Raw genomic sequence first — 24,907 nt, forward strand, 5'->3', positions numbered from 1 at the left:
TTATTAAATTTGGATGAGATATTCAGGATTAATACGAAAGCGTAAAACACCTGGACATACGAAAGTGATTGTCGAAATTCTGTCTGTAAGAAGTGACTTTTTTCCAGTTTTACCTTATAATGGGAAGTGATATCTAAGGGTAATTACAAATCAGGGGGGACATAAGATGAAAAATGAGAGAATGCTTAAATCAATGATTGCCAAGTGCCTGGTGTTGGCAATGGGCATTAGTTTTGTGCCTGGGAATATTTGGGCACAATCACGAAACAGCCCAATGTTAAAGGATCAGGTAATTGCTACACCATCCAATGCTGACGAATTTATAGGGGAGGAAGAGGAAGTAGAAATCACGGACGATTATGATTTAGCGACGGATTCTGATGCCAAAGGAAAGATTCCGGTTGAAAATTTGGTTTTATTAACAAATCCTGTTCCTTTTGAAGAGATAACACTGGATGGACGAGAGTTTTCTACAATAGTTTCCGGTAATGCGGTTCCATACTATCACGTCATTAAGTATACTGTTCCTGAAGGTAAGGGTGGGCACTATACAATAGATGCTGAATATATCGATAGTAGTTATGGTTCATTTACCTTTTATATTTGTAACGAAGAACAATATGAAACAATATGTAATAAAATTGAAACGAAAGGATATCCGGTTTATGCATCAACACCAACGGAGTGTCTTGCTTACAAGAGCTATGGATCTCTTGGTTATCGGCTGGAGGAGGGGCAGGATTACTACTTTATTTCAGCCCAGAGAAATGATGATGATGATGATTATAATTTAGCCCTGACACGTGACATAGACGTGACTCTCGATTGTTCAGATGCCGCAAGTGCAGGAACACAGGCATTATATTCTAAAGGTAGTGAGTGGCATTATTCCAGCAACAGAGATTCATTTTATGGGGAGAGAAACATTACTCGTCCGGAAAAATCAGGGTATCGATTTGAAGGATATTATATGGAGGCGAATGGACATGGAATACAGGTGATTGATGACCAGGGTGAGATTTTGCCGGAAATGAGTGCACTGTCAGAAGATTGCACAGTGTATGCTCATTGGAAACCATTTAGTCCGGTTTCCTTTCAGGTGATCAAACTGGAGGGGCGAAGATTTTCCATGATTGTATCCGGCGGTGAACGCCCATATTATCAAGCTTTAAAATTTACAGTTCCCGAAGATGGCGGCGGCTCTTATTCATTTTATCAATCCCGTATAAAAGATGAGATTGATGCGTCCGGCTATATTTGCACGCCAGAGCAATATGAAAGGATGTGCCATAAAATTGAGCAAAATAAATGCTCTATTTTCTCACCGGCACAAACAGATTATCTGATATATGATTATTATTTCTATGGCATTGATTATAAATTAGAGGCTGGAAAGGATTATTACTTTATCTCGGCCGGTAACAGCGATAAAGAAGGTAATTATAAGGTAGTCTTTGAGCGTAATATCACGGTCACTTTCGTAGCGTCAGATGCAGATCAGCCTGGAACTGCTGCAGTTTATTCGAAAGGTGGCAAATGGATTGAGAGGGGCGGTTCGTATTCTAATTTTAAAAAAATAAGTCGTCCGCAAAAAGATGGCTTTAAATTTGCCGGATATTTTACAGCGGCGAATGGACTGGGGATAAAGGTCATCGATTATGATGGGGAGATTCTTGCGGAAATGTCAGAGTTGAACAATGATACAACAGTCTATGCCCACTGGGAACGCTTCAGTCCGGTTGAGTATGAAGATATTTTGCTGTCAGATGGCAGATATTCAGTCAATTGCATTGCAGAGAACGCACCGTACTATAAGGTACTTAGATTTAAAGTACCTGTAAATGGCGACGGATATTATACCTTCTATTATAGCAGTGATGAAGATGTGCATATGTATGGCTATTTGTGCAATTCTGACCAATATGAAGAATTATGCAGGAAGATAGAGGCTGATGGTTGTGCTCAGCGGTTTCCAAATCCGGAGGATTATTATGTTAGCTACAGTTCTAATTTGAATGTATGTCATCAATTGGAAAGTGGACAGGAATATTTTTTTGTTGCAGCCAGAGATTCAAAGGAGGTTGAAGGCGAATATCAATTATTGTTTAGACGTGACATTGAAGTGGCACTGGATGCGGGAGAGGCAGATTATCAGGGAACTTCAGTGTTATACTCAAGTGGCAATCGATGGAATAAGAATGATGATCGAGAGTGGGAGACTAATGACATAATAACCCCAAGGAGAGAAGGATATCTGTTTGCTGGTTATTTTACGGAAAAAAACGGCCGGGGAAATATGGTAATTGATCAGGATGGCTATATTTACCATGAAAATATGCATGAATTTAAAGATAATACCACGATCTATGCTTTGTGGGAAGATAAAAATCTTGAATTTAAAACAAGTTACCTGACCAATGGAATAAAAGGTGTTTTGTACAAGCATCAACTGGAAATTGCATCTAAAATGACTTTTTTATGGTGGGTAAGTGAAGGAGAACTTCCGGGAGGGCTTTACCTGGATTTCTTTAATGGCTTTATTATTGGACTGCCGACTGAAACCGGCACTAAAACGGTCGTAATAACAGCAGGCAATTCACAGATTAAATTGCACAAAAAATTTACAATCACCATTAATGAGCCGACCCATTCAGACAGTGACGAGGAACATCCGGGTACTTGGATCATGGATGAAAACGGCAATTGGCGCTACTACAGCAGCGGCAGCAATTATTATTCAAACGAATGGAAATACCTCGAATACAATGGTACGTCTCACTGGTATTACTTTGGCAGTGACGGCTATCTAATAACCGGTTGGTTTGCTGACAATACCGGAAAATGGTATTATTTAAATCCTGTTTCCAATGGCACCAGAGGAGCGATGCAGATCGGCTGGCTGACAGATCCACTGGACGGATACTGCTATTATCTCGATCCACAGACCGGGCAGATGGCAATGAGTTGGGTTAATGTTGATGGCATTTGGTATTACTTTACCGAGTCGGGAGGAGAATATTCCGGTTGGAAATGGGATGCGGTTGCCGGAGCATGGCAATATGAGAATATCGGAAAACGTCCAACGGGGGCACTGGAACCGGATATGAAGCGAAATTAGTAATCTGATTGGTACAAGACACTTGTATCTCAAAAGATAAAAAGATTTAGTTCAATAAGAAAGCAAGGCAAAGATAATAATCGGAACCTTGCTTTTTTATTGCGATTTTAATCTGGAAGATAAGAGATCTCATTCCTCACGAGTATTTTAAATTGTTTGGCATTATATTATTTTGATAGACTTCTAATTTATTATTTCGCTTATTATACCGGTCTATGAGAAAAGAAAGCCGAAGCAGAAAAAGCGTGTTAATGTCTGTAAGATCTACCCGGCATATTTCCGTGATACGATTTAACCGGTAGACAAGGGAATTTCGATGGATATACAGACTTTCTGAAGTTAATTTAATGTTACACCCCTTTTCTATGTAGACATATAAGGTCTTATACAGCTGCGAACCATTTTCGTGGTCATACTGATTGAGTACTGCCAGAGCAGGATGACAGTACCACCCTAATTTATCTGGATTCTTTACTTCCGAAAACAAATCATAAATCTGATAATCTTGATAGAGGTATACCAATTCTTCCGGGTTTAATTTATGGCCCAACTCTAATGCTGCATGTGCTTGTTCATAGTGGCTTACAAAGTTTTCAATGCAGGAAAAAGAGTTACTGATTCCCATTCGTATGTGTTCCTTTTTAGAAAAATATTTCAACATTTCCAGTAACTCTAAGCCTGTTTCAGTATCTTCTTTTAACGGAATAACCGCAACAATCCCGTTATTATGATAAGTAATATGGGTACCGGGAATCTGTTTTTTTAGATTCTTGCATATAAAATTTTTTAAGTACGGTTGTCCAGGATATCTTGAAGGATGAATGAATAGAACCAGCATTTTCGCAGGAAATTGAAGTTCTGTCAGTCTTGGCATGATATCCTTTGATGGCGTTCCGATCAGCATATCATATAATACTTCATGATAAATGCTGTTTTTTTCAAATAAGTCCGATTTATAGTATGAAATGGTGTAGCTGATAACATGGCTTATTGTACTTAACATTTCAAAATGGGAAGGAAGAAAGTTGTTCTCTCCTTCAATCATCAATAAAAATCCAATCTGGGTTTGGTTATGAAAAACTTTACTGCTTAACTTACGGAATGGGGATTTGTTGCAGGTGACTTCTATGGCGGCTGTAGTCTGGGAAGCGTTGCGTATGGATTTTAATTCTTTTACTTCATTGATAAATTCATAACAGCAGTATCCCTTCTTTGTATTTTCTATCCAAAGAGGATCGAGGACAGGGATAGATGTAGAATTGGCAATGATTTTAAAGTTCATATCACAGAACAGCAAAGAATTTCCAAGCCTTACAGAGGCAGCATCAATAACAGCTTCAATGTTATGGGTTTTATCAGCGATAGCAGTAAGTTCCTCAAAAATTCCTTTTTGAGTCGCTTCAATCAAAGCTTTTGCATCGTTGAATATGGTAAATAAAGAGTCTTCTGCTACCAAAGCGATATTACTACCCACAGTGGGAAGGGGAGTCGCTGCAGAATCCGTGCGTGCAATTATGCATTGAAATGGTATAGATACTGCATGTTCTAATTGTTTATCATAACCAAAGTAAAGAGTATTCCTAATCGTATTATCATGCTTGTTGTCAATCAAAGCAACATCCTGTATTTCTAAATCTTCTCCTTGTGATAGGATATCAATTGAATATTCTTCTGAGATTTTTTCTACAAACTTTGTAAATTTCATAGTTTCCCCCATTTTAGAAATGATCTGTTTATAAGATATTTTTACTATAGTGCACGATGAACAAATTGTCAAATTTTTATCATTCATGGTACACATTGTTAAATTGCTGATTTTAACGTATTCTTATGGCATTATGAAGGTTATCGTTTCATGCAGATAATCTTATAAAGGAACATAGTAGGAGGGGAAAAATGTATAACAAATTATTTGAAGAGGGAAGAATTGGAAAGGTAACGATTAAGAATCGTTTGGTCATGTCTCCGATGGGGTGCGGACTTGCCAACCTTGATGGAACGCCTTCTGAAGATATGATTGCTTTTTACGAAGCAAGAGCGGTTGGCGGTGCAGGAATCATCATACCAGAGATTACCCGTATCAATGATACGCATGGAGCAGGGCTTATGAGACAGCTGTCAGTCACAAAAGACAGGCATATCGGACCACTGGCTGAACTTGCGGAAGCAGTACATAAGCATGGCAGCAAGATATTGATACAGCTGCATCATCCTGGACGTGAAACGGTGTCTGCACTTATTGGCGGGCAGCCGGTAGTTGCACCGTCCCCGATTCCTTGCAAATTAGTAAAACAGGAGACACGTGCACTTACCATAGATGAAATACAACAATTGATTTTGCAGTTTATTGAAGGTGCTGTCAGAGTTCAAAAAGCAGGTTGTGACGGCGTGGAATTACACGCAGCACATGGATATCTGTTGCATCAGTTTTTGTCTCCTTATACAAATAAAAGGGAAGACGAATATGGCGGAAGTTTTGAAAATCGTCTAAGAATGATTATTGAAATTATCGATGGAATACGGAAAGAATGTGGTCCGGATTTCCCGATCGGTGTCCGGTTAAGTGTAGAAGAATTTCTGGATAAGACAGGTGTAACAGAAGAGTATATCCATATTCAAGATGGTATAAAGATTGCCATGGCCTTAGAGCAGGCGGGTATTGATTTTATTGATACCAGCTGTGGATTATATGAAACAGGCATGACCTGCATAGAACCTATTTCTTTCCCTCAGGGTTGGAGACATGACATGCTTTTGGCAGTAAAAAGTCATGTGAAAATTCCTGTAATCGGTGTATCGGTATTTAGAGAACCTGCAGTAGCGGAAAAATTCCTGGAAGAAGGGGTAGTAGATTTTATTTCCATGGGACGTACCTGGAATGCCGATGAAGAGTGGGGGAAAAAAGTACAGGAAGGAAGAGAAAGTGAGTTACGCAAATGCATCTCCTGTCTGCGCTGCTTTGAAAGTCTGAATGAATATAACGCTGCCGGTATACCGCCGGAATGCGCACTAAACCCCAGATATGCAAGAGAGCGGAAATATGGGAATCTTGTTCACGATACCAAAGGACATACTGCAATTGTTGTTGGCGGCGGACCGGCTGGAATGTGTGCAGCACAAACCCTTGCCCTTCGTGGTGTCAAAGTCACATTGCTTGACCGTCAGAGTGAACTTGGAGGAACCGTTAATCTGGCCAAGAAACCGCCGTTAAAGGACCGCATGCAGTGGATTGCCGATTACTATAACGGTGAATTGAAACGTCTTGGAGTAGAAGTAAAATTAAATACGGAAGCAACTGCAGATATGATTATGGAATATAAGCCGGATGCAGTCATTCTTGCCACAGGCTCTGCATCTATTATTCCAGGAAAAATCCCCGGAATAAAGGGTGACAACGTATTTGCGGTGGAATCGGTGCTGTCAGGAAATTCAGCATTAAAAGGGAAAAAAGTAGCTGTGATCGGTGCTGGGCTTACAGGACTTGAAACGGCAGAATATCTTTGTGAAGAGGGAAATCAGGTCACCATTATTGATATGCTTGATAAGCCTGCTCCAAATGCAAACCATACCAATGTGGCTGATGTCTGTGGACGGCTTGCCAAATCAGGTGCAGATTATTTGCTGGGACATTCCTTAAAAGAGATAAAAGATAACGGGATTGTACTGGAGAGGTTGGAAGATCATGCAGAAGTAAATGTATCTGCCGACGCAGTCGTACTTTCTATTGGATTCAGACCGGATCAATCTTTGGTTTCTGAATTAGAAGCAACGGGTGTAGAGGTGAAGGTAATAGGAAGTGCCATAAAAGATGGAACTATCGCACCTGCAGTACGTACAGGTTATGAGGCAGGAAGTGAATTATTTATGGAAAAACAAAAAGCTCCAAGCTTTCGGGTTTCCAAAGATGAAATACCAAACTTCGGCAAGATATCTCTAATGGATAATCAGGAGGGACTCTACATCAGCTATCTTACTGACCCGGCAGCAATTGCGCGGATACTTCCGCCGCCATTGAAACCATTTTCTATGCCGGTAGTTACCTTATCCATCTGCCATGTGAATAATCCAACATTTGCAGATGACTACTATGAAGCTATTTTGGGGGTTTATGCAACCTACGGTAAGACACTTGGTTTATATACGATGGGTCTGGTACTTGGCGGATCCGGAGCTGAAATGGCAGTACAATGCGGCCGTGATAATGGAAGTATTCCAAAGAAACTGGGAGGAGAATTTGTCATTAGAAGAAATGGTGACACGGTAACAGCAGGAGTAACGAGAAGAGGAACACAGATTATAGAAGCAACCATGAAATTAGGTGAATATAATAATCCTCTGACCGCGGCTCTCTATCAATTCCCGGCAGCAGGTAAGCAGACATTTGGAGGCGGGTTCTATTTCCATTTTGACCGGATGCCAGATGAAAACGGTGTTTCTCATTTCCTGAACGGAGCATTGCTTATGAATCAATGCGAATATAATTATCAATCATGGGAGCCGGGAATGGTTTCGCTCAATTTAAAATCAAGTATTGATGACCCATGGGCAGAACTTCCTGTTAACACCATAATAGGTGGTGCTTATTCAAAGAACAGTTTGTTAGTACATAAACTTAATTTAGTAGAAAAATTAGAAGCCGATGATGTAATTCCATATTTGTTAACCGGACGCTATGACCGTACGGCATTTATGGAAACAGGCCGTATTTAATTCGATTTTTGGGAATATTATTTGTGATCTCAATTGATAAAAGTGAAAGGATGTATATAAATATGGAAAATTTTTTTGATTTAACTGGAAAAGTAGCTGTAGTAACAGGAGCTAGTTCAGGGCTTGGTGCAGATGCCGCACTAGCCTATGCAAAAGCAGGAGCAGATGTTGCATTACTGGCAAGACGTATTGAAAAGTTAAACGAAGTAAAAGCAGAAATTGAGAAAATAGGCAGAAAGGTAGTAGCAGTTGGATGTGATGTTACAAATGAGGAAAGTGTAAAAACGGCAATGCAAACTGTGCTTGATACCTTCGGCCACATTGATATTTTGTTAAATAATGCAGGAGTTGCTGTTCATGGCGGTGTAGACAGCATGTCAGTGGAGGATTGGGATAAATCCTTTGATACGAATGTGAAGGGAATCTTTTTAGCAAGCAAATATGTACTTCCGCAGATGAAGGAAAGAGGCTATGGTAAAATTATTAATATTGCATCCGTAAATGCAGTTGTTGCAGATAAGTTTGATGTATTTATCAGACATTCCTATAATTCCTCCAAAGCTGCAGTGGTTGGCTTAACAAGAGGTATGGCAGCTTCCTATGCTAAATATGGTATCACAGTGAATGCCATTGGACCGGCTCTTTTTGAAAGTGAAATGACGAGTGAAAGTTTATTTAAGTCAGAAAATTTTCTGAACCAATATAATACATTGAACCCGGCAGGACGTCCAGGAAGAAAAGGGGAATTAAATGGTACAGTTCTCTATCTTTCCAGCGATAGTTCCAGTTATGTTCAGGGCCAGTTCATAATCGTAGATGGCGGCGGAGCCCTTGTATAGAATTAAGTGTTTTAACTGGCAGTAGTACAAAATATGGCAAATTACTTTCCAACGGACTCATCTTAAAAACACGTTCATAGTTTTGGATACAGACAAAACAGAACGTGTTTTTAATTTGGCATATTATATTGGAAAGCAACAATGCAATTCTACTTTGTTGTTGCTGTTGTTATATCACTAAATCAAGTGATATTCTCTGAGCAGTTTTTCAATATCTGTACCCGCAATCTTCTTCATAGCTTCATTGAATACAACTTTTATATTGGGATCAAGTTCTAAATCTGTAATCCTTCTACCATCTCCCAATTTTGAAGTGGCATTAAGCAGATCACGAACATCATACGTGCTTCCCCAGACTTCGGGTACGCCTCGGTCAATATCCAAAAGCGTATAGACACTTTCCATAGCGGTACGGACAGAGTATTCAATTGTAAAAATCGTATCACGTTTTGTCTCAGCAAATTGGCCAAGGAAAGCAAAGTTTACGCTGCCTGCCGGAATAACGTCAGGACGGTCACCTGCTTCTCGCGGCATAAAGAAAGCAGTAATATAAGGCATCATACAAGGTACCGTGTTAGCGCTGTGTTCGGCCATATCCTCAATTTCATTTTCCGGAACACCGATGTGATACAGCCACTCCATACAGATTTCCTTGCCTGTGCATTCACGCATAGGTTTTTTGACATAATTGCCGGGTTTGTCAGTAAATAAACCGTATATCCAGCCAACCAACTGATCCTTAGGCTGATTACGGAAATGAGGCTGACGGTTAAATGTCCAGCTGAGCAGCCAGTTGGAATCTTTAACGGTTACAATGCCACCGGTAACCACCTTGCCGCTAAATGGATCACGTTTACAAATTTTCTGGATGTAAGGAGGAATTCGGTTATCAAGCGTCGTCACGGTTGCAGACATCCAGTTACTTTGCTCTGCATCATAGCAGAATTTATCCGGGTGTCCAAAGGACGGATCCTGAGCCGCTATTTTGCGCCACAAATCCCAGCCGCCGCCCTGCTTGATTTCATGGTTGAAAGATGCAGGAGTGTTTTGGCTGCCGATAGAGGAGTTTTCAACGCAGCCACCGTTAGTGATAAATACCAAATCGTTTTCAGTCAGATCAATGTGCTCTTTCGCATTGTTCCGGGTAACTTCAATGCAGGTTGCAATTTTTTTATCTTCTTGGGTATCAAATAATATATTTTCTACCTTGGTGCCGTAATGGAATTGGACATCATGAGCTTCCAGATACTTGACTAAAGGCAGAATCATGGATTCATACTGGTTGAGCTTTGTGAACCGGACTGCCGTAAAATCAGGCATACCACCAATATGATGAATGAATCGTTTGATGTACAGTTTCATTTCCAGTGCGCTATGCCAATTTTCAAAAGCAAACATGGTACGCCAGTACAGCCAGAAATTCGAGTTCAGAACTTCGTCGCTGAACAATTCAGAAATACGCCGGTTATACAGAGCCTCGTCCGGTGTGAAGAATAGTCTCATGATCTCCTGCATGCCTTTGTCTGACAAGGTAAATTTGCCGTCAGTGTGGGCATCTTCGCCGCGATTAACTGTTGCACGCATGAGAGAACTGTTCGGGTCATGCTTATTGAGCCAGTAGAACTCATCAAGCACACTGGCACCTTCCTTTTCCAGCGATGGAACAGAATGGAATAAGTCCCATAAGCACTCATAGCGATTATCCACCTCGCGTCCGCCGCGAATCACAAAACCAACGTCGTCATATTTGTAACCATCGCAGGCGCCGCCCGCAAGAGAATCCTTTTCTAATATATGGATTCTTTTTCCATCCATCTGTCCGTCACGAACAAGAAAAGCCGCGGCAGCAAGTGAGGCAAGACCTGAACCAATGAGATAGGCTGATTTACCGTCAACACCTTTTGGTTTCTCTGGTCGAGCCAGTGATTCATAATTTCCTTTAGAATAATACATAGTAATTACCTCCATGATTATTAGATTGTCTCAACATCACCAGTATATTATTTATTGAATTTATTACAATCATCAATATAGCTGTTTTGTTAAGAATCGCATCATGCCGGCAATATTGTATAGTTTTTAATCATTTTGAGTAATTTGATTAGATTTGTTAAATTGATACCGGTTTAAGGCTCTAGATACATCTCCTTGAATCAAAGTGCTGACCTGATCAATAATTAATTGCGGGTCCTCACGCATGTCCTTTTTGATCCAATCCAAAAGTAAGCCCACAAAGGCAAAATTATAAAAGTTTGCGATGAACTTTTTATCTGATTCCGTAACAGACATGCCGACTGCTTTTTCCTCGACAACTCCGATCAACAAGTCAAAAGTAATTGCATAAAAATAGTCTTCGATCTTTTCTTTACTGATCGAATGATAAACATTTGAAATAAATGGTTTATTATCAAGAACCATTTGAAATGTTTGCAAAAAGCCTTGCTGCCAAGTCTCATATGTTTTTTTACCGTTAATTGCTCTTGCCGTTTCTTCATTACAAATCCATTCAATTAAATCATAAATATCTTTGAAATGATAATAAAAGGTCATTCGATTGATTCCGCAATCATTTGCAATGTCTGAAATGGTGATTTTATTAAGTGGTTTCTGTAATAAAAGATTTTTGAGCGAGGTTTCTAGAGCCCGCTTTGTTATCTGCGACATTCAAAAGGCCTCCTTAGCGTGATTTGGCTTTCATAAGATCTGTATAAGTGAAGTGAAAATACGAGTAGGTTTGGTATGCTGCTATTCTGATTTTTAGGCTTAATTATATCATATATTCCAAGAACGTGAAAGTTATGAAAAATACAGATTATTGATTAGAAAATAATACGGTTATTTAAACGACGCCCACACGTTTGATATAAAAAGTGCGGGCGTCTAATGTTGATATAAAAATTTTATTGCGGTAAAGCAGAGTTTACAAAAGAGAACAGTCATGAGATTACCAGCTATAACTTTGCGATGCCTGAATAGTGGTTATTTCAGCATATCTTGACGTTACACCAAAACGCCGATATAATAAAGTGATAAAAATGACAATGCAACAACTTAATAATCTTGTTTAATTAATAGTAGGCGGGGTAAAGTGGGATTTTGACACGAAGTATAAAAGAACGGTTGCATCACATTGTGAAGTTTGTGTCAAACTATATCGGAAATAAATACCATAGGAGGTAATCATGATTAAGGTTCAAAACTTGTCCTACTCATATCCACAAAAGGATTTATATAAAAAAGTTTCATTTACAATAGAAGATAATGTACATTGCGCATTGATTGGTACCAATGGTACAGGAAAAAGTACGTTACTCGATTTAATAATGCACTCCGAAGAGTATCTGTACGATGGGAAAATAGAAATTGACAATACAGGCAGAATCGGATATGTCAGTCAATTTTCGCAATTAGATCCAAAAGAAGATATGACCGTGTTTCAGTATATCAGCGATGAATTTGTAAAGCATGAGCAGAAAATATTTGACCTTTGTAAGGAAATGGAGACTGCTGTAGACCTGGAAGGTATATTCGAGGAATATCAAAAAGAGTTAGATGAATGGAATGCGATTGATGGAGAGTCTCACGAAATCAATATAAAGAAACAATTAAAACTAGCTAATCTGCAAAAGTTAGAAGAACAGAAAATCAGTAGTCTGAGTGGCGGAGAATTTAAGCTGGTCCAGGTAATCAGAGAGATGATGCTGAGTCCAAGATTTCTTATTATGGATGAACCGGATGTGTTTTTGGATTTTAATCATCTGAATGCTTTAAGAAATCTGATCAATGCCCACAAAGGAACGCTTCTTATTATCACACATAACCGGTACTTATTAAACCATTGCTTTAACAAGATACTTCACATGGAAAATATGGATGTTCAGGAATTTGATGGAACTTATACAGAATATAATTATGAACTTCTCGCTACGAAGATTGATTTAGAAGAAGCAGCAGCTGCAGACCAAGCAGAGATAGACCGTCAAAGTAGAATCTTACAAAAATCCAGAGCGAGAGCGTCGGAAATGGACAACCCATCCCTTGGGAGGGCCGTACATGCAAGACAGACCTTGGTGGACCGGCTGAAAGCTAGAAAAACAAAGGCTCCTTTCGTGGATATCAAACAGCCGGAAATATATTTTGATCTGGAAAACGAAGTGGCAGATGAAAATATTCTGGAATTGACGGATTATAGCGTTGCGTTTGATGAGCAGCTTTTAGAGCATGTGAATTTTGAAATGAAGCCTGGAGAGCATGTGGCAATTGTGGGGAGTAATGGAACAGGAAAAACAACAATGCTATGTGAAGTCTTTGAAAATAAGAAAGACACGATCAGGATTAGTGAAGGTGCAAAGGTTAGCATGTTTTCCCAGATTACTGGCTCATTATATGATGATACGAAAACGCTGCTTGAAATCTTCGAAGAAAAAGGCTTTGATAGAAAAAATGATATAGAGAACTATTTAAAAAAATATGGTTTTGAAGGAGAGACGCTTGGTCAGAAAGTGAGTGAATTATCTGGTGGAGAAAAGGATTTGTTTCAATTGGCGATGCTCTCATTAGAAAAAGCCAACTTCCTGCTGCTGGATGAACCGACGGGGCATTTGGATGTTTATGCGCAGATTGCATTAGAACAGGCGATTTCTGGGTACAAAGGTGCAATTCTTATGGTATCCCATGATTATTATACGGTGGCCAATTGTATGGACTATGTACTTTTGGTAGAAAACAACACGGTGCGCAGAATGAGCATCCGCAAATTCCGTCAGATGATTTATGCCAATCATTTTGACAAAGACTATCTGTTGCTGGAGCAAAAGAAAAAAGAGACAGAAACCAGAATACAACAACTGCTTCGGACGAACGAATTTGAAATGGCAAAGGTTCTTATGGAGTCATTAGAAGAGATTATTAAAAAAATGAAAATGTCAATGACATAATTTCAATAAGTTTCATTATGCAGTATAGAACTGGTTTCCCAGCATATATGGAGATGGTTGTACTTCTTTCCCATAAATAACAATTCTTTATTTGGAGGTATTCACGCTATGGATAATGAACTGAAAATCAAAATGTACTCATTTACGGTGGATTGCAAAGACCCTTATGAATTAGCAAAGTTTTATGCGGTGCTGCTTAAGTGGGAAATACCATTTTATAATGAAGATTGGGCATGTGTAGGTGCTCCGGGAACGGAGCAGGGGATGTATCCTGGAATAACCTTTCAACGGAATCCTGAGTATAAACCGCCTGTTTGGCCGGATAAGCCTGAAGCGCAACAGCAAATGGCGCATTTAGACTTCGCTGTTAACGATTTGGAAAAGGCAGTTGAATATGCAATTCATTGTGGAGCGACAATCGCAGATGAGCAATTTTCCGATGATTGGAGAGTCATGCTTGACCCTGCAGGACACCCTTTTTGCTTATGTCAGATGAAATCAGTTATAGAAAGTCCCCATTTTGCATTGTTATAAAAATCATAACTCAATAAAAACACCTGCGCCCTATTGGTTTAAGGCGAAGGGAGCAGAAGTGGAGGGAGTGTCAAGGATAATACGAGCGGCTACGCCGTCCTTGACACTCCCTCCATTGGATTCCTACACAACAAAACAGCGGTATGCACTTTATCAGGTGCATACCGCCTTTTGCTGTCATCAGCCCGTTTAACGTTATGCGTGCAGTTCCTTGCAAACTAGCCTAAAAACAGTATAAAAAACAAAAATTTGGGAATTTGAACAATATGAATATGAAAATATATTCCGAAATATGGACAAGATAGTTATAAAGGACAAAATGCTATTATGTTCGAAGAATTATTTACAAAAATGCTTCGGAAATATACTTGAAGTATATCGGTATCATATGAATCCCGCAGGTAGGATTTTATATTACCATACCTGTTGGTCTCCTTTTGGGGATGAAAATTTTACACAAATTTTACCTATAATTAACATAGATAATGCTTTAATTATCATTAATTATTGTATAATTAATATTTGTTGTGAAGAGAAAGATAGAAGTTTAAAATATTATAAAGGATAAGCGCTTCTTATTAAAGTTTTAATAAGGAGTCGATTAGCGAGGGTGACGAATGGATGATCAAATGTTAAAATCTGGGCAAAAAGCCAAGATAAAAACAGATGCGGTAAACCTATTTTATGGCAACTTCCAAGCGCTGAGAAATGTTACAATGGATATTACAGAATGTGCTATAACAGCCATAATTGGGCCGTCGGGATGCGGTAAATCTTCTCTTCTGCGTCTTTTTAATCGTATGAATGACCCGATACCAGGAGTTAGGGTAGAGGGAAAAATTTTGCTTGATGGTGTTTCTATCTATGATAAAAGTATGGATGTTGTTGCACTGAAAAAAAGAGTTGGTATGGTTTTTCAAAAACCTAATCCCTTTCCTATGTCTGTGTATGATAATATGGCTTTTGGTCCAAGGCATCATGGAATAAAACAAAGAGCCCGTCTTGATGAGATTGTGGAAAGGAACTTGAACCAGGTAGCTTTATGGGACGAAGTTAAGGACAAACTGAAAGAATCCGCTTTTGATCTTTCTCCGGGACAGCAGCAGCGTCTGTGTATAGCCCGTGCATTGGCTGTGGAGCCTGACGTTTTATTAATGGATGAATCATGCAGTGCTCTTGATCCGGAATCTACAATGCAAGTTGAGGGGTTAATGGAGGAACTGGCGCAAAAATATACGATCATTATTGTAACTCATAGTATGGAACAAGCAGCAAGGGTGTCTCATATGACTGCTTTTATGATGATGGATCATGATAGAGCGGGGACATTGGTCGAATATGCTCCAACAGCAGAAATTTTTGCTAATCCAAAGGATAAACGCACCGAGGACTATATTACAGGTCGGTTCGGATAAAAATTTTTAAAATGTGAACTTGCAGTTCTTTAATATATTCTGAGAAATGGAGGAAATCAAGCATTGGAGTTTTATCATAGTTGATGATTTTGATGTTTGATTTTTGTGAGAGACATGAGGAAAAAGATTGTAACGTGCAAATTATTAAGACGAATAAAAGGTACTGTCAGCGTAGTGATATTAACCCTTACTATGGGTATGCTGACTGCATGCAGCCAGGCACCTGGCTCAGCCACAATTGTTGCAGGCTCAACTTCCGTACAACCCTATGCTGAGATTCTGGCAGAAGAGTACATGGCTTTAAATCCAGACGCTGTGATTGATATCCAGGGTGGTGGATCTTCAGCCGGCATTACGGCAACCAAGACACACAGTGCCGATATTGGAATGTCCTCCCGTGCATTGAACGATGAGGAGAAAAATCTGTGGAATGTAGAAATTGCCAAGGATGGATTGGTATTAATAGTAAACCCCAGGAATCCGATACAAGACCTTACTTCAGATCAGATTCGCGATATTTACGCTGCTACAATTACCGACTGGAGCCAATTGGGAGGCACAAAGTCAAAGATCAATATCATAGCGCGTGAAGAAGGTTCAGGTACAAGAAGTGCCTTTGCGGAGCTGTTGATGGGTGAAGAAGAGATAACCCCGAAAGCTATCGTCCAGGACTCCAATGGGGCGGTACGGCAATTGGTTGCGGATGACCCCAATGCGATAGGATTTATCTCTTTGGGTTTGGTTACGGATGAAGTGAAAGCTTTACATTTAGATGGCATCGAAGCGACACGAGAAAATATAATGAATGGCAGCTACAAACTGTCCAGGCAGTTTTTATTTATCACTGACGGGGAACCGACCGGATTAAATAGGGAATTCATAGATTTTACCCTTTCTTCAGAAGGGCAAAAATTACTGAGCAATGAGGGACTTATTCCATCAGAAGAGGGGGCAGGAAAATGAAGAATTTTAAAGAAAAATTATCTGAGCGTGTGTTTCTTCTAATTGCTCTTTCGACTTTATCGGTGCTTGCGTTAATCACTGTGTTTATATTTATAAAAGGTATCCCTATTATTGCCAAGGTTGGTATAATAAACTTTGTCTTTGGGATGAAATGGGCTCCAAGCCAAGGTTACTATGGCATTTTCCCGATGATAGTGGGATCTGTATCGGTCACTTTAGGAGCAGCAATCCTGGGAGTTCCCATCGCCATTTGCTGCAGCATTTTTCTGGCTGAGTTTGCTCCTGCAAAACTTAGAAACATATTCAGACCCGCCATCCAGTTGCTGGCTGCCATACCTTCCGTGGTATATGGGTTCTGGGGAGTATTGTTCGTTGTACCAATGATACGTAACTACCTGGGAGGTCCGGGTTTAAGCATATTGGCCGGTTCCATCATTTTGGGTATTATGATCCTGCCAACGATCATCAGCATCACCGAAGTATCTCTCCTTGCGCTGCCGCGCCATTATAAGGATGGAGCGCTTGCATTAGGATTGACACAATGGCAAACGATACGTTCCTTGCTGTTACCTGCGGCCAAATCGGGTATCGTTGCCGCCGTAATTTTAGGTTTAGGCAGGGCAATTGGTGAGACTATGGCGGTGATTATGGTTCTGGGTAATGCTGTCGCACTTCCTGAATCAGTTCTTGACCCTGTCAGGACACTGACCACGAATATCGGTATTGAGATGGGATATGCATCAGGCGAACACCAGCAGGCGCTTTTCGCCACAGGTATTGTATTGTTTGTCATTATCATGATTTTAAATGCTTCTGCCCAATACATCACACGAAAGAGGTGAGGTCACTATGAGAATTAACGCGAAAGCTTCCGAAAAGATAGCAAAATTTTTGATTTGGACAGCTGCTCTTCTTGTTATTGCAATTCTTTTTTCTATTATTATCCATATACTAATCAAGGGCATACCTATGCTCAGTTGGCAGTTTTTAACAGATATTCCGCGGGATATGGGCCGTTCAGGGGGTATTTCTTCTTCCATTGTCGGTACTCTGATTGTGACGGCAGTAGCCGTAATTGTCGCAACACCATTCGGTATTGGAACAGCTATCTACCTTACGGAGTACACACGTGAGAGCAGAGTCACCCGCATTATCCGCTTCAGTGCCGAGTCTCTGGCAGGGATACCATCCATTGTTTATGGACTTTTTGGTTTTATCTTCTTTGTTATATACTTAAAAATTGGATGGTCAATTTTGTCCGGCGGATTAACCATGGCTATCATGATTCTGCCTACTATTATACGTACATCAGAAGAGGCGATTCGTACTGTGCCACAGCTATACCGGGAGGTAGGCTTCTCTTTGGGACTCACAAAGTGGCAGGCAATAACCAGGACGGTACTCCCATCAGCACTCCCCGGAATAGTAAATGGAGTAATTTTGAGCATAGGGAGATGTGTAGCTGAGACAGCTGCTGTTATTTTAACAGCCGGCTCTGCATTGCGCATGCCTACATCAATCTTCTCCCCAACTCGAACGATGGCAGTACATTTTTATATACTGGCGAGGGAGGGAATATCCATGGATAACGCTTATGGAACAGCAGCGCTCTTGATTATTCTTATTCTTCTGCTTAATGTTGGTTTCAATATGCTGGTCAATAGATTCATAGCTAAAGGCCGTTAAGAGGTGAAAAATGACACAGAAATCAAAAATAGAAATAAAAGGATTAAACTTCTATTATCAACAAAAGCAGGTTATTAAAGAACTTAACCTGGAGATACCTAAAAATCGGATTATGGCTGTTTTTGGTCCAGCCAATAGTGGTATAACAACACTGCTTCGCACATTGAACCGTCTGAGTGATTTGACTGTGGGAGCACGTCAGGAGGGTGAGATACTTTTAGATGGGAAAAACATCTTTGACCCGGACGTTAATGTGACAGAACTGCGCCGCAGGGTAGGGATGGTCTTTGATGTACCAACACCTCTGCCTATGTCCATCTTTGACAATGTCGCATTGGGCCCCCGTATGGGTGGAATGAAAACCAAGGCGGATGTGGCAGAGGAAGTGGAAAAAGCTCTGCGTATGTCTGCCCTGTGGGATGATGTCAAAGATAGGCTGGATACTCCTGCAGCCAGGTTATCCGGTGGTCAGCAGCAGCGCTTGTGTATTGCCAGGGTTTTGGCCCTTGAGCCGGAAGTTATTTTGCTGGACAGACCATGTTCAGCACTTGACCCAATATCAACGGCCAAAATTGAGGAATCCTTAATACAGCTTAAAGAGCAATACACCATTATCATTGCACCACATACCGTTCAGCAGGCTGGGCGTATCGCTGACCGGGTTGCATTCATGTTAATGGGAGATTTAATAGAACAAGGTTATACCCAAGAGGTCTTTTCATTCCCCAAGGATAATCGAACGAACGATTACCTTACCGGTAGATTTGGTTAAGATTCCGTATATTTTATAATTTTTAGTTAAAGGAGATGAGCATATTGGTTAGAGAACGTTTTACACAGAAGATACTTGAAGTTAAACAAAAGGTATTAAAAATGGGAGCTCTGGTTGAGAATATTATTGACACGTCAGTGACTGCTATGAAGACACAAGATCTTGATCTTGCAAGGAATGTTTTGAAGAAAGATGACGAAATAGATCAGTTAGAACTTGAAATTGAAAAGGATTGTATGATGCTTCTTGCCCTTCAGCAGCCTCTCGCCAAGGATTTAAGGACAATTGCATCGGTACTGAAAATCATAACAGATCTTGAGAGAATGGGAGATAATGCAGTAAACATTGCAGAGGTAATACTTGAGATCGGCGAAGAACCCATTTTGAATTCCCTAAAAGATATTCCAAGGATGGCAGATATTGCTCAGAAAATGTTAAAGATGAGCCTTGATGCCTTTGTAAATGAGGATATTGCCCTTGCACAAAAGGCAGCTGAGAGGGACGAAGATGTTGACAGGCTCTATGAAACCGTTATAAATGATTTCCTTAACATCATCGCAGAAAAAAGAGAACTTACAAAACAAGGTACTAAACTTTTATTTTTAGGAAGGTATCTTGAGAGAATCGCCGACCATTCTACTAATATTTGTGAAAGAACGATATACATGATTACAGGTGAGTTAAAGGAGATAAATTAGAGGCATGCCTCTAATTTATCTCCTTTCAGACTGTTCTGAAAAACTAAAACTAAAAAACTAAAACTAAAAAACACAGACTAAAAAGGCCCATGTAATAGTGGGCTTTTCCCATATCCATTCCGAAAAATGTTTTCTCCCCTTGGAAACTATTGGTTATCTTATATTATATGATAGCTTCTAGGTTATTTAGATACAAAGACGGATATAGAAGATTTAAGCGGACAGAATAACTAAATAATTATGTTTTCTTTTGTAGTGTCCATGTTGTCAATAAAAATTAATGAATCGTCTGGTAAGAGGTTAAACTCGCAAATTGAGTTATTCACTTGAACAATGAAAGGGGAATTCCGGGTTCCATTAATTTTGCAGGAATTTAGATGGCTGGTAAAAAGTATGAAAAAATTGTTATTTGGTATATCTGGTTTGCCGATGCATAACGGCACAAAGAAATATAATTATGCAAGTGCCATTCATTATTTAAAGTCTGTGGGATTGGATGCTATGGAACTTCTTTTTGTACGTAATGTCAATGTAACGGATCGCAATAAGGTGGCGATACTGGAGGCGAAGAATAAGGAGGATTTTTATCTATCCGCTCATGCGTCTCATTATTTGAATTTGAATGCTGATGATGTTGAAATACAGAATCAATCAGTAAAAAGAATAATTGATGCTGCCGGCGGGCTGAGAAAGGTCAACGGAAGGAGTTTGGTATTGCATCCAGGATACTATATGAAAGATTCAAAGAAAGAAACTTATGATACCATTAAGGACAATTTAAGGAAGCTGCCAGACTGCGGAGTCAATTATAGGCTTGAGACAACTGGAAAAGGAACGCAGTTTGGTACTTTGGAGGAACTGGTTGCTTTGTGTAAAGAGATTCCTACCTGTAAGCTTTGTATTGATTTTTCACATATCCATGCAAGAACGAACGGAGGACTCAGAAGGTATGATGATTTTGCGGATATTCTTGAATATGTCTGCAAGAATCTGGGCAGGAGCGCAATAGAGGATTTGCATATTCACATGGGAGGTATAAGGTATACCTCAAAGGGAGAAATAAGTCATGCTCCATTAATGGAAAGTGATTTTAACTATAGAGAATGTCTGAGAGCCATTAGGGATTTTAACGTTAAGGGGTGTATAATTGCTGAAGGTCCGTTACTGGAAAAGGATGCTCTGCTCCTGAAACAGACATATGAAAGATTGTAAAGGAGAATGATTGCATGAAAATTGAAATGACAAAGTATCATAGAGTGGTACTCCCTCCGACCGAGACCTTTTACAGCGTGTTCCACGCCGCAGTAACGGACAAGTTCGGTGTGAACTGGAATGTCGTTGCTGATAAAGCACCGAAGGAAATGGAGGGGTGAAAATGAATAACGAACGTGTATATAAAATGGAATTTTCTGGCGTCTACCCTCTGTATATTCAAAAAGCTGAGCGTAAAGGACGCACGAAGGCGGAAGTCGATACCGTCATCCAATGGTTGACTGGTTACGATGAACACGGATTACAGTCTCAAATCGAAAAAGATGTTGATTTTGAGACGTTCTTTGCCGGAGCCCCTCAAATCAATCCAAACGCTTCTAAAATCACCGGAGTAATCTGCGGGGTTCGCATCGAGGAAATCGAAGATCCGCTTATGCAGAAGGTACGCTGGTTAGACAAATTGGTGGATGAACTGGCAAAAGGTAAGCCGATGGAGAAGGTGTTGAGAGGCTAGTAGTCGCTTTTGAAAAGAACTATAAAATAAGATTTTTTGTTTCCGTATTGGGAATATTTAAAAATAAAATAAAAATAGAGCTAGGGCTTGTACCCTAGCTCCTTTGTTTGTAGTTTGAAGCTGGTAAACAATGTTTTACTAGCTTTTTTTGTCCCTCCCAGGTACTCATATGTTTAATTGACAGATACTTGTGTGCTTTATTGCGTATTATTTTTGCAACAGACGCCATAGGGTTGTACGGCTGATACCCAAGCGTTTGGCTGCAGCAGTGTGGTTGCCCTCGGTTTCGTTGACCACCCGGATAGCGATGTCCTGGCTGATCTCTGAAAGCGTACGGTTTAAATCCAGAGGAGTGGCGGCATTTTCTTTTAAGGAGGAGAAAGCACCAACGTGCCGCTCCTTGCGCAGTACCTGACGGACATTTTCGGCGGTGATGATTTGGCTGGTACCCGTTATTGCAAGTTCCCCAATTACCCGGCGGAACTGGGTGTAATTATGGGGCCAGTTGTAACTTTGCAGTAGAGACAGCGCTTCCGGATCGGCACCTAAAATCTGCCGGGGCATGTTGACGTTCATATGGCTCAGGCATAGATTCATCAGAGTGGGAATCTGATGGGAGAGTTGACGCAACGGGGGCAGATACAAGGAAAGACAGGAAAGCTTTTCTCGGAAAAGAGCACCTACTTTAGATATATATTCGCCGCTCTGGCAAACACAGGAAATCATTACCCTGTTTCGCTGGCACACATCCATTTCCTTTAGCACAGCGATAAGCTGGTACTGTCGTTCCAAAGATAATACATCCACATTTGCAAAGTATAGGGTGCTGCCTTCGTCTGCCAACGGAGAGTTGTGATGCTCCATAAGAAATGCCCAGCTACGGTCGTTCAGCAGGCTGCAGTTGATGGACACTAAGGGGTTGTTGTGCAGCGGGCCCCTGATGTAAAGCATGCTGACGATGGATTCCTTACCTGTTCCATCCTCGCCTGTGAAGATGACAGGGGCAGTGCTTTGGCTTATTTGATCAATTTCCTGCTGAGAACCTTGGAGATTCCCTGCAAAGCTGAAAATGCTGTTGTAGTAAGCTGCCTCTGCTTCCGCTCGACCGAAGAAACTGATACCCATCTGGGTTGAGGATACCGGCAATTTTCTTTCATCGAAGAAAAAAGCGGTGTATCGCAAAGAGCCGCTGGCAATTTGCCGAACACGAATGGAGTAGCGCATGCCTTTCAGTGAACGGCTGATTCGCTGATCCTCTTCCTGTCCGGATTGGGATAGTTCCTGACGCAGCAATTCCAATAATTCAGGCTTTATGTCTTCCAGCGTAGACAGAAACAAATTTCCCTGACTGTCAAAGACAATCGTATGCCCGATCTGTCCGCGAATAAGCTCTCGAAAAAACAAATTTTCATCCTGCAGGTATTGTTGGCTTTCGCATAGCAGCAATGCCTGGTTAAAAGCATTTCGGATACTGTCTATCCCGGAGGTGATCAGGAAGGAATTGATACCGAGCCGCTGGGCAGCGGTGTTAACAATCACGTCGCAGAGTATGGTCTCGCACTGTTTATCCTGAAGACTGCGCAGGGTCGGCTCCACCGCCTCAATAGAATCTACTGTATAGATATCAATGTCACATTCCAGCAATTCGCATAAGGGCAGCACATGGTTTCGAATATAGGCGAAGGAAATCATGGTAGTCTTTTTTTTCAGCCCGCCCGCCAGTTTGATGGCACAGAGAATATCGTACATAGAAATTTCAATTTCGATTACCGGAATGGTTAGCTGCTGCCGCAGCATCTGCGCCGTAGCACCACGTGATATTACCACATCGTAATCTCCATGAAAGTTATTCCGGGCGATGATAAGACCCTGCTCCATATCCCCCACATAGACTGTCAAATCAATCTGGGGATATTCTTTCGCCAGATTGAGCATCTGAATTTTCATTCCCTCATAGGGCGCAATGCCCAAAACACGAATATCATTCTTCATAGGCACCTCAATAATTCGTTTCATATTTGAACGTATTATACCAAATGCACAAAAATTAAGCAACAAATTTTTCGTATGTTTCAAAAGTAAACGATTTATAGACGAAAATAACTTGACGAAAGCAGTGGGTTTTATATAAAATGAATATAAATTTAAAGAAAAAGGGATTAACAATTTCCGTAATGTACAAAAAAAGGAATTAGCCCTTCTAAACTGTTTCAAAATGAAACAACAGGAGGTGAATGTATGGTAAAGCTTTTAATCATTGCAGATGACTTCACGGGCGCACTTGACACTGGGGTGCAGTTTGCAGCCAGGGGTGCTGCAACAGTCGTGGTCACAGATTTAAACTATGATTTCCGATCAATTGAAAAAACAGTAGAAGTTTTAGTTATGGTTGCAGAAACCCGGCATGTGCAGCCGGAGGAGGCCTATGAGATTGTGTACAGCATAGTGCATAGAGCATATCAAGCCGGAATTGCTTACATTTATAAAAAGACAGACTCCGCACTGCGGGGAAATATTGGCAGTGAATTGATGGCACTGATGGACGCAACAGGTATCGACATCATTCCGTTTCTCCCTGCTTTTCCCAAACTGGGCAGAGTCACACGGGAGGGGATTCACTATGTCGACGGTGTACCTGTGGACCAGAGCGTATTTGGCCAGGATCCTTTTGAACCGATTTTGGACTCGGCGGTGGCGGATATCCTTGGACAGCAAACAAATATGCCGGTGTTGATACACCCGCGAAAGGAAGCGCATAAGATTTCAAATCCCGGCATCCAGGTATTTGATGCTGAAACAGATGCAGATTTAAAACACATCGGCAGGGAACTGGGACTGGATCGGCTGCGATTCTGTGCAGGATGTGCCGGGTTTGCAGCAGTGCTTGCAGATATGCTGAATTTGAAGGGGCCTGCCCCTAAGATACCAAAGCTTGAAGATACCCTGTTTATAGCTTGTGGCAGTGTCAATCCAGTAACGATCAGCCAAATGAAGGCGGCACAGGAACACGGCTTTCCGCATGTAAATTTGAATCCTGTTCAAAAACTGGAAGATCGCTGGGCGGATAGTAAGGCAGCGGTCGGATGTGTTCGTCAATGGCTGGCACAGGCATATGCTAAAAAATGCTTTATTCTTGATGTGAATGACCCGGAAGGGTGTGAGGATACCGATATCTACGCACGGGAACATAACTTGACAATGGAACAGCTTCGGGTGCAAATTTCGGATAATCTGGCAGCTTTAATTAAGCGAATGCTTGACGGCGGTCTGAACGCTACTCTTTTGTGTACCGGCGGCGATACGCTGATGGCGTTAATGCAAGCGGTAGGCATTTCGGAGCTGACGCCAATTTGCGAAATGGCAACCGGAGTTGTTTTAACAGAATTTATTTACAAGAATAAAACATATCACATTATTTCAAAATCCGGTGGTTTTGGAGATCAGGATCTGCTTATTAAATTAGCAGAAAAGATTTCCTAGAAGATCAAAATATGAACTGGAGGTATAAA

General features: G+C 40.7%; 19 protein-coding genes. 15 read left to right on the forward strand and 4 right to left on the reverse strand.

The window, feature by feature from the left end:
* The first annotated feature begins 166 nt into the window (after positions 1-166).
* Positions 167-3,118 carry an Ig domain-containing protein gene (locus tag BMW45_RS15705; RefSeq protein ID WP_092245525.1) on the forward strand — a complete coding sequence of 984 codons (2,952 nt, stop codon included), beginning with the start codon at positions 167-169 and terminating at the stop codon, positions 3,116-3,118.
* A 136-nt stretch (positions 3,119-3,254) separates the two neighbouring features.
* Here BMW45_RS15705 and BMW45_RS15710 read toward each other — a convergent pair whose 3' ends face one another.
* A complete protein-coding gene (locus tag BMW45_RS15710) occupies positions 3,255-4,823 on the reverse strand; it encodes a PucR family transcriptional regulator (protein ID WP_092245528.1) in 1,569 nt (522 codons plus the stop codon).
* A 191-nt stretch (positions 4,824-5,014) separates the two neighbouring features.
* Between BMW45_RS15710 and BMW45_RS15715 the strand changes: the two genes are divergently transcribed.
* Both BMW45_RS15715 and BMW45_RS15720 read left to right on the forward strand, forming a co-directional pair.
* The gene (locus BMW45_RS15715; protein WP_092245531.1) at positions 5,015-7,828 is read left to right on the forward strand and encodes an oxidoreductase; all 2,814 of its coding nucleotides are present in this window, start codon (positions 5,015-5,017) and stop codon (positions 7,826-7,828) included.
* A 62-nt stretch (positions 7,829-7,890) separates the two neighbouring features.
* Positions 7,891-8,667 (forward strand): SDR family NAD(P)-dependent oxidoreductase, encoded by a 777-nt coding sequence (locus BMW45_RS15720; RefSeq protein WP_092245534.1) that lies wholly within the window; start codon positions 7,891-7,893, stop codon positions 8,665-8,667.
* 177 nt (positions 8,668-8,844) lie between these two features.
* On the opposite strand, the gene BMW45_RS15725 is transcribed toward BMW45_RS15720, so the two are convergent.
* Positions 8,845-10,620: an oleate hydratase gene (locus BMW45_RS15725; protein ID WP_092245536.1), complete on the reverse strand. Its 1,776-nt coding sequence runs from the start codon at positions 10,618-10,620 to the stop codon at positions 8,845-8,847.
* 126 nt (positions 10,621-10,746) lie between these two features.
* Complete coding sequence (locus tag BMW45_RS15730) at positions 10,747-11,331, reverse strand: TetR/AcrR family transcriptional regulator (protein ID WP_092245539.1); 585 nt, start codon at positions 11,329-11,331, stop codon at positions 10,747-10,749.
* Between the two features lie 518 nt (positions 11,332-11,849).
* Here BMW45_RS15730 and BMW45_RS15735 point away from each other — a divergent pair.
* The 11 genes from BMW45_RS15735 to BMW45_RS15780 all read left to right on the forward strand — a co-directional run bounded on the left by BMW45_RS15735 (position 11,850) and on the right by BMW45_RS15780 (position 21,398).
* Positions 11,850-13,604, forward strand: coding sequence for an ATP-binding cassette domain-containing protein (locus tag BMW45_RS15735; RefSeq protein WP_092245542.1), 1,755 nt, complete (start codon positions 11,850-11,852; stop codon positions 13,602-13,604).
* A gap of 108 nt (positions 13,605-13,712) precedes the next feature.
* Positions 13,713-14,138: a VOC family protein gene (locus BMW45_RS15740; RefSeq protein WP_092245545.1), complete on the forward strand. Its 426-nt coding sequence runs from the start codon at positions 13,713-13,715 to the stop codon at positions 14,136-14,138.
* Between the two features lie 617 nt (positions 14,139-14,755).
* A complete protein-coding gene (gene pstB, locus BMW45_RS15745; protein WP_092245548.1) occupies positions 14,756-15,553 on the forward strand; it encodes a phosphate ABC transporter ATP-binding protein PstB in 798 nt (265 codons plus the stop codon).
* A 114-nt stretch (positions 15,554-15,667) separates the two neighbouring features.
* The gene (locus BMW45_RS15750; RefSeq protein ID WP_092246560.1) at positions 15,668-16,516 is read left to right on the forward strand and encodes a phosphate ABC transporter substrate-binding protein; all 849 of its coding nucleotides are present in this window, start codon (positions 15,668-15,670) and stop codon (positions 16,514-16,516) included.
* Positions 16,513-17,358, forward strand: coding sequence for a phosphate ABC transporter permease subunit PstC (pstC, locus tag BMW45_RS15755; RefSeq protein ID WP_025233987.1), 846 nt, complete (start codon positions 16,513-16,515; stop codon positions 17,356-17,358). The genes BMW45_RS15750 and pstC overlap by 4 nt, the downstream gene beginning before the upstream one ends.
* Positions 17,359-17,365: 7 nt before the next feature.
* On the forward strand, positions 17,366-18,202 hold the full coding sequence (gene pstA, locus BMW45_RS15760) for a phosphate ABC transporter permease PstA (RefSeq protein ID WP_092245552.1): 837 nt from the start codon (positions 17,366-17,368) through the stop codon (positions 18,200-18,202).
* 10 nt (positions 18,203-18,212) lie between these two features.
* Positions 18,213-18,974, forward strand: coding sequence for a phosphate ABC transporter ATP-binding protein (locus BMW45_RS15765; RefSeq protein ID WP_025233985.1), 762 nt, complete (start codon positions 18,213-18,215; stop codon positions 18,972-18,974).
* A gap of 35 nt (positions 18,975-19,009) precedes the next feature.
* Entirely contained in the window at positions 19,010-19,672 is a 663-nt protein-coding gene (gene phoU / locus BMW45_RS15770) for a phosphate signaling complex protein PhoU (RefSeq protein WP_035286750.1), read from the forward strand.
* Between the two features lie 429 nt (positions 19,673-20,101).
* Positions 20,102-20,884 carry a TIM barrel protein gene (locus BMW45_RS15775; protein WP_330390784.1) on the forward strand — a complete coding sequence of 261 codons (783 nt, stop codon included), beginning with the start codon at positions 20,102-20,104 and terminating at the stop codon, positions 20,882-20,884.
* A gap of 14 nt (positions 20,885-20,898) precedes the next feature.
* On the forward strand, positions 20,899-21,045 hold the full coding sequence (locus tag BMW45_RS27525) for a hypothetical protein (protein WP_242883055.1): 147 nt from the start codon (positions 20,899-20,901) through the stop codon (positions 21,043-21,045).
* 2 nt (positions 21,046-21,047) lie between these two features.
* Positions 21,048-21,398: a DUF2200 domain-containing protein gene (locus BMW45_RS15780; protein ID WP_092245555.1), complete on the forward strand. Its 351-nt coding sequence runs from the start codon at positions 21,048-21,050 to the stop codon at positions 21,396-21,398.
* Between the two features lie 207 nt (positions 21,399-21,605).
* On the opposite strand, the gene BMW45_RS15785 is transcribed toward BMW45_RS15780, so the two are convergent.
* Positions 21,606-23,390 (reverse strand): sigma-54-dependent transcriptional regulator, encoded by a 1,785-nt coding sequence (locus BMW45_RS15785; RefSeq protein ID WP_092245558.1) that lies wholly within the window; start codon positions 23,388-23,390, stop codon positions 21,606-21,608.
* A 246-nt stretch (positions 23,391-23,636) separates the two neighbouring features.
* On the opposite strand from BMW45_RS15785, the gene BMW45_RS15790 reads away from it, so the two are divergent.
* Positions 23,637-24,878, forward strand: coding sequence for a four-carbon acid sugar kinase family protein (locus tag BMW45_RS15790; protein WP_092245561.1), 1,242 nt, complete (start codon positions 23,637-23,639; stop codon positions 24,876-24,878).
* The last annotated feature ends 29 nt before the right edge of the window (positions 24,879-24,907 follow it).

Origin of the sequence: Lacrimispora sphenoides, assembly GCF_900105215.1 — a bacterium.
In the GTDB taxonomy this organism is placed as follows: Bacteria; Bacillota; Clostridia; order Lachnospirales; family Lachnospiraceae; genus Lacrimispora; species Lacrimispora sphenoides_A.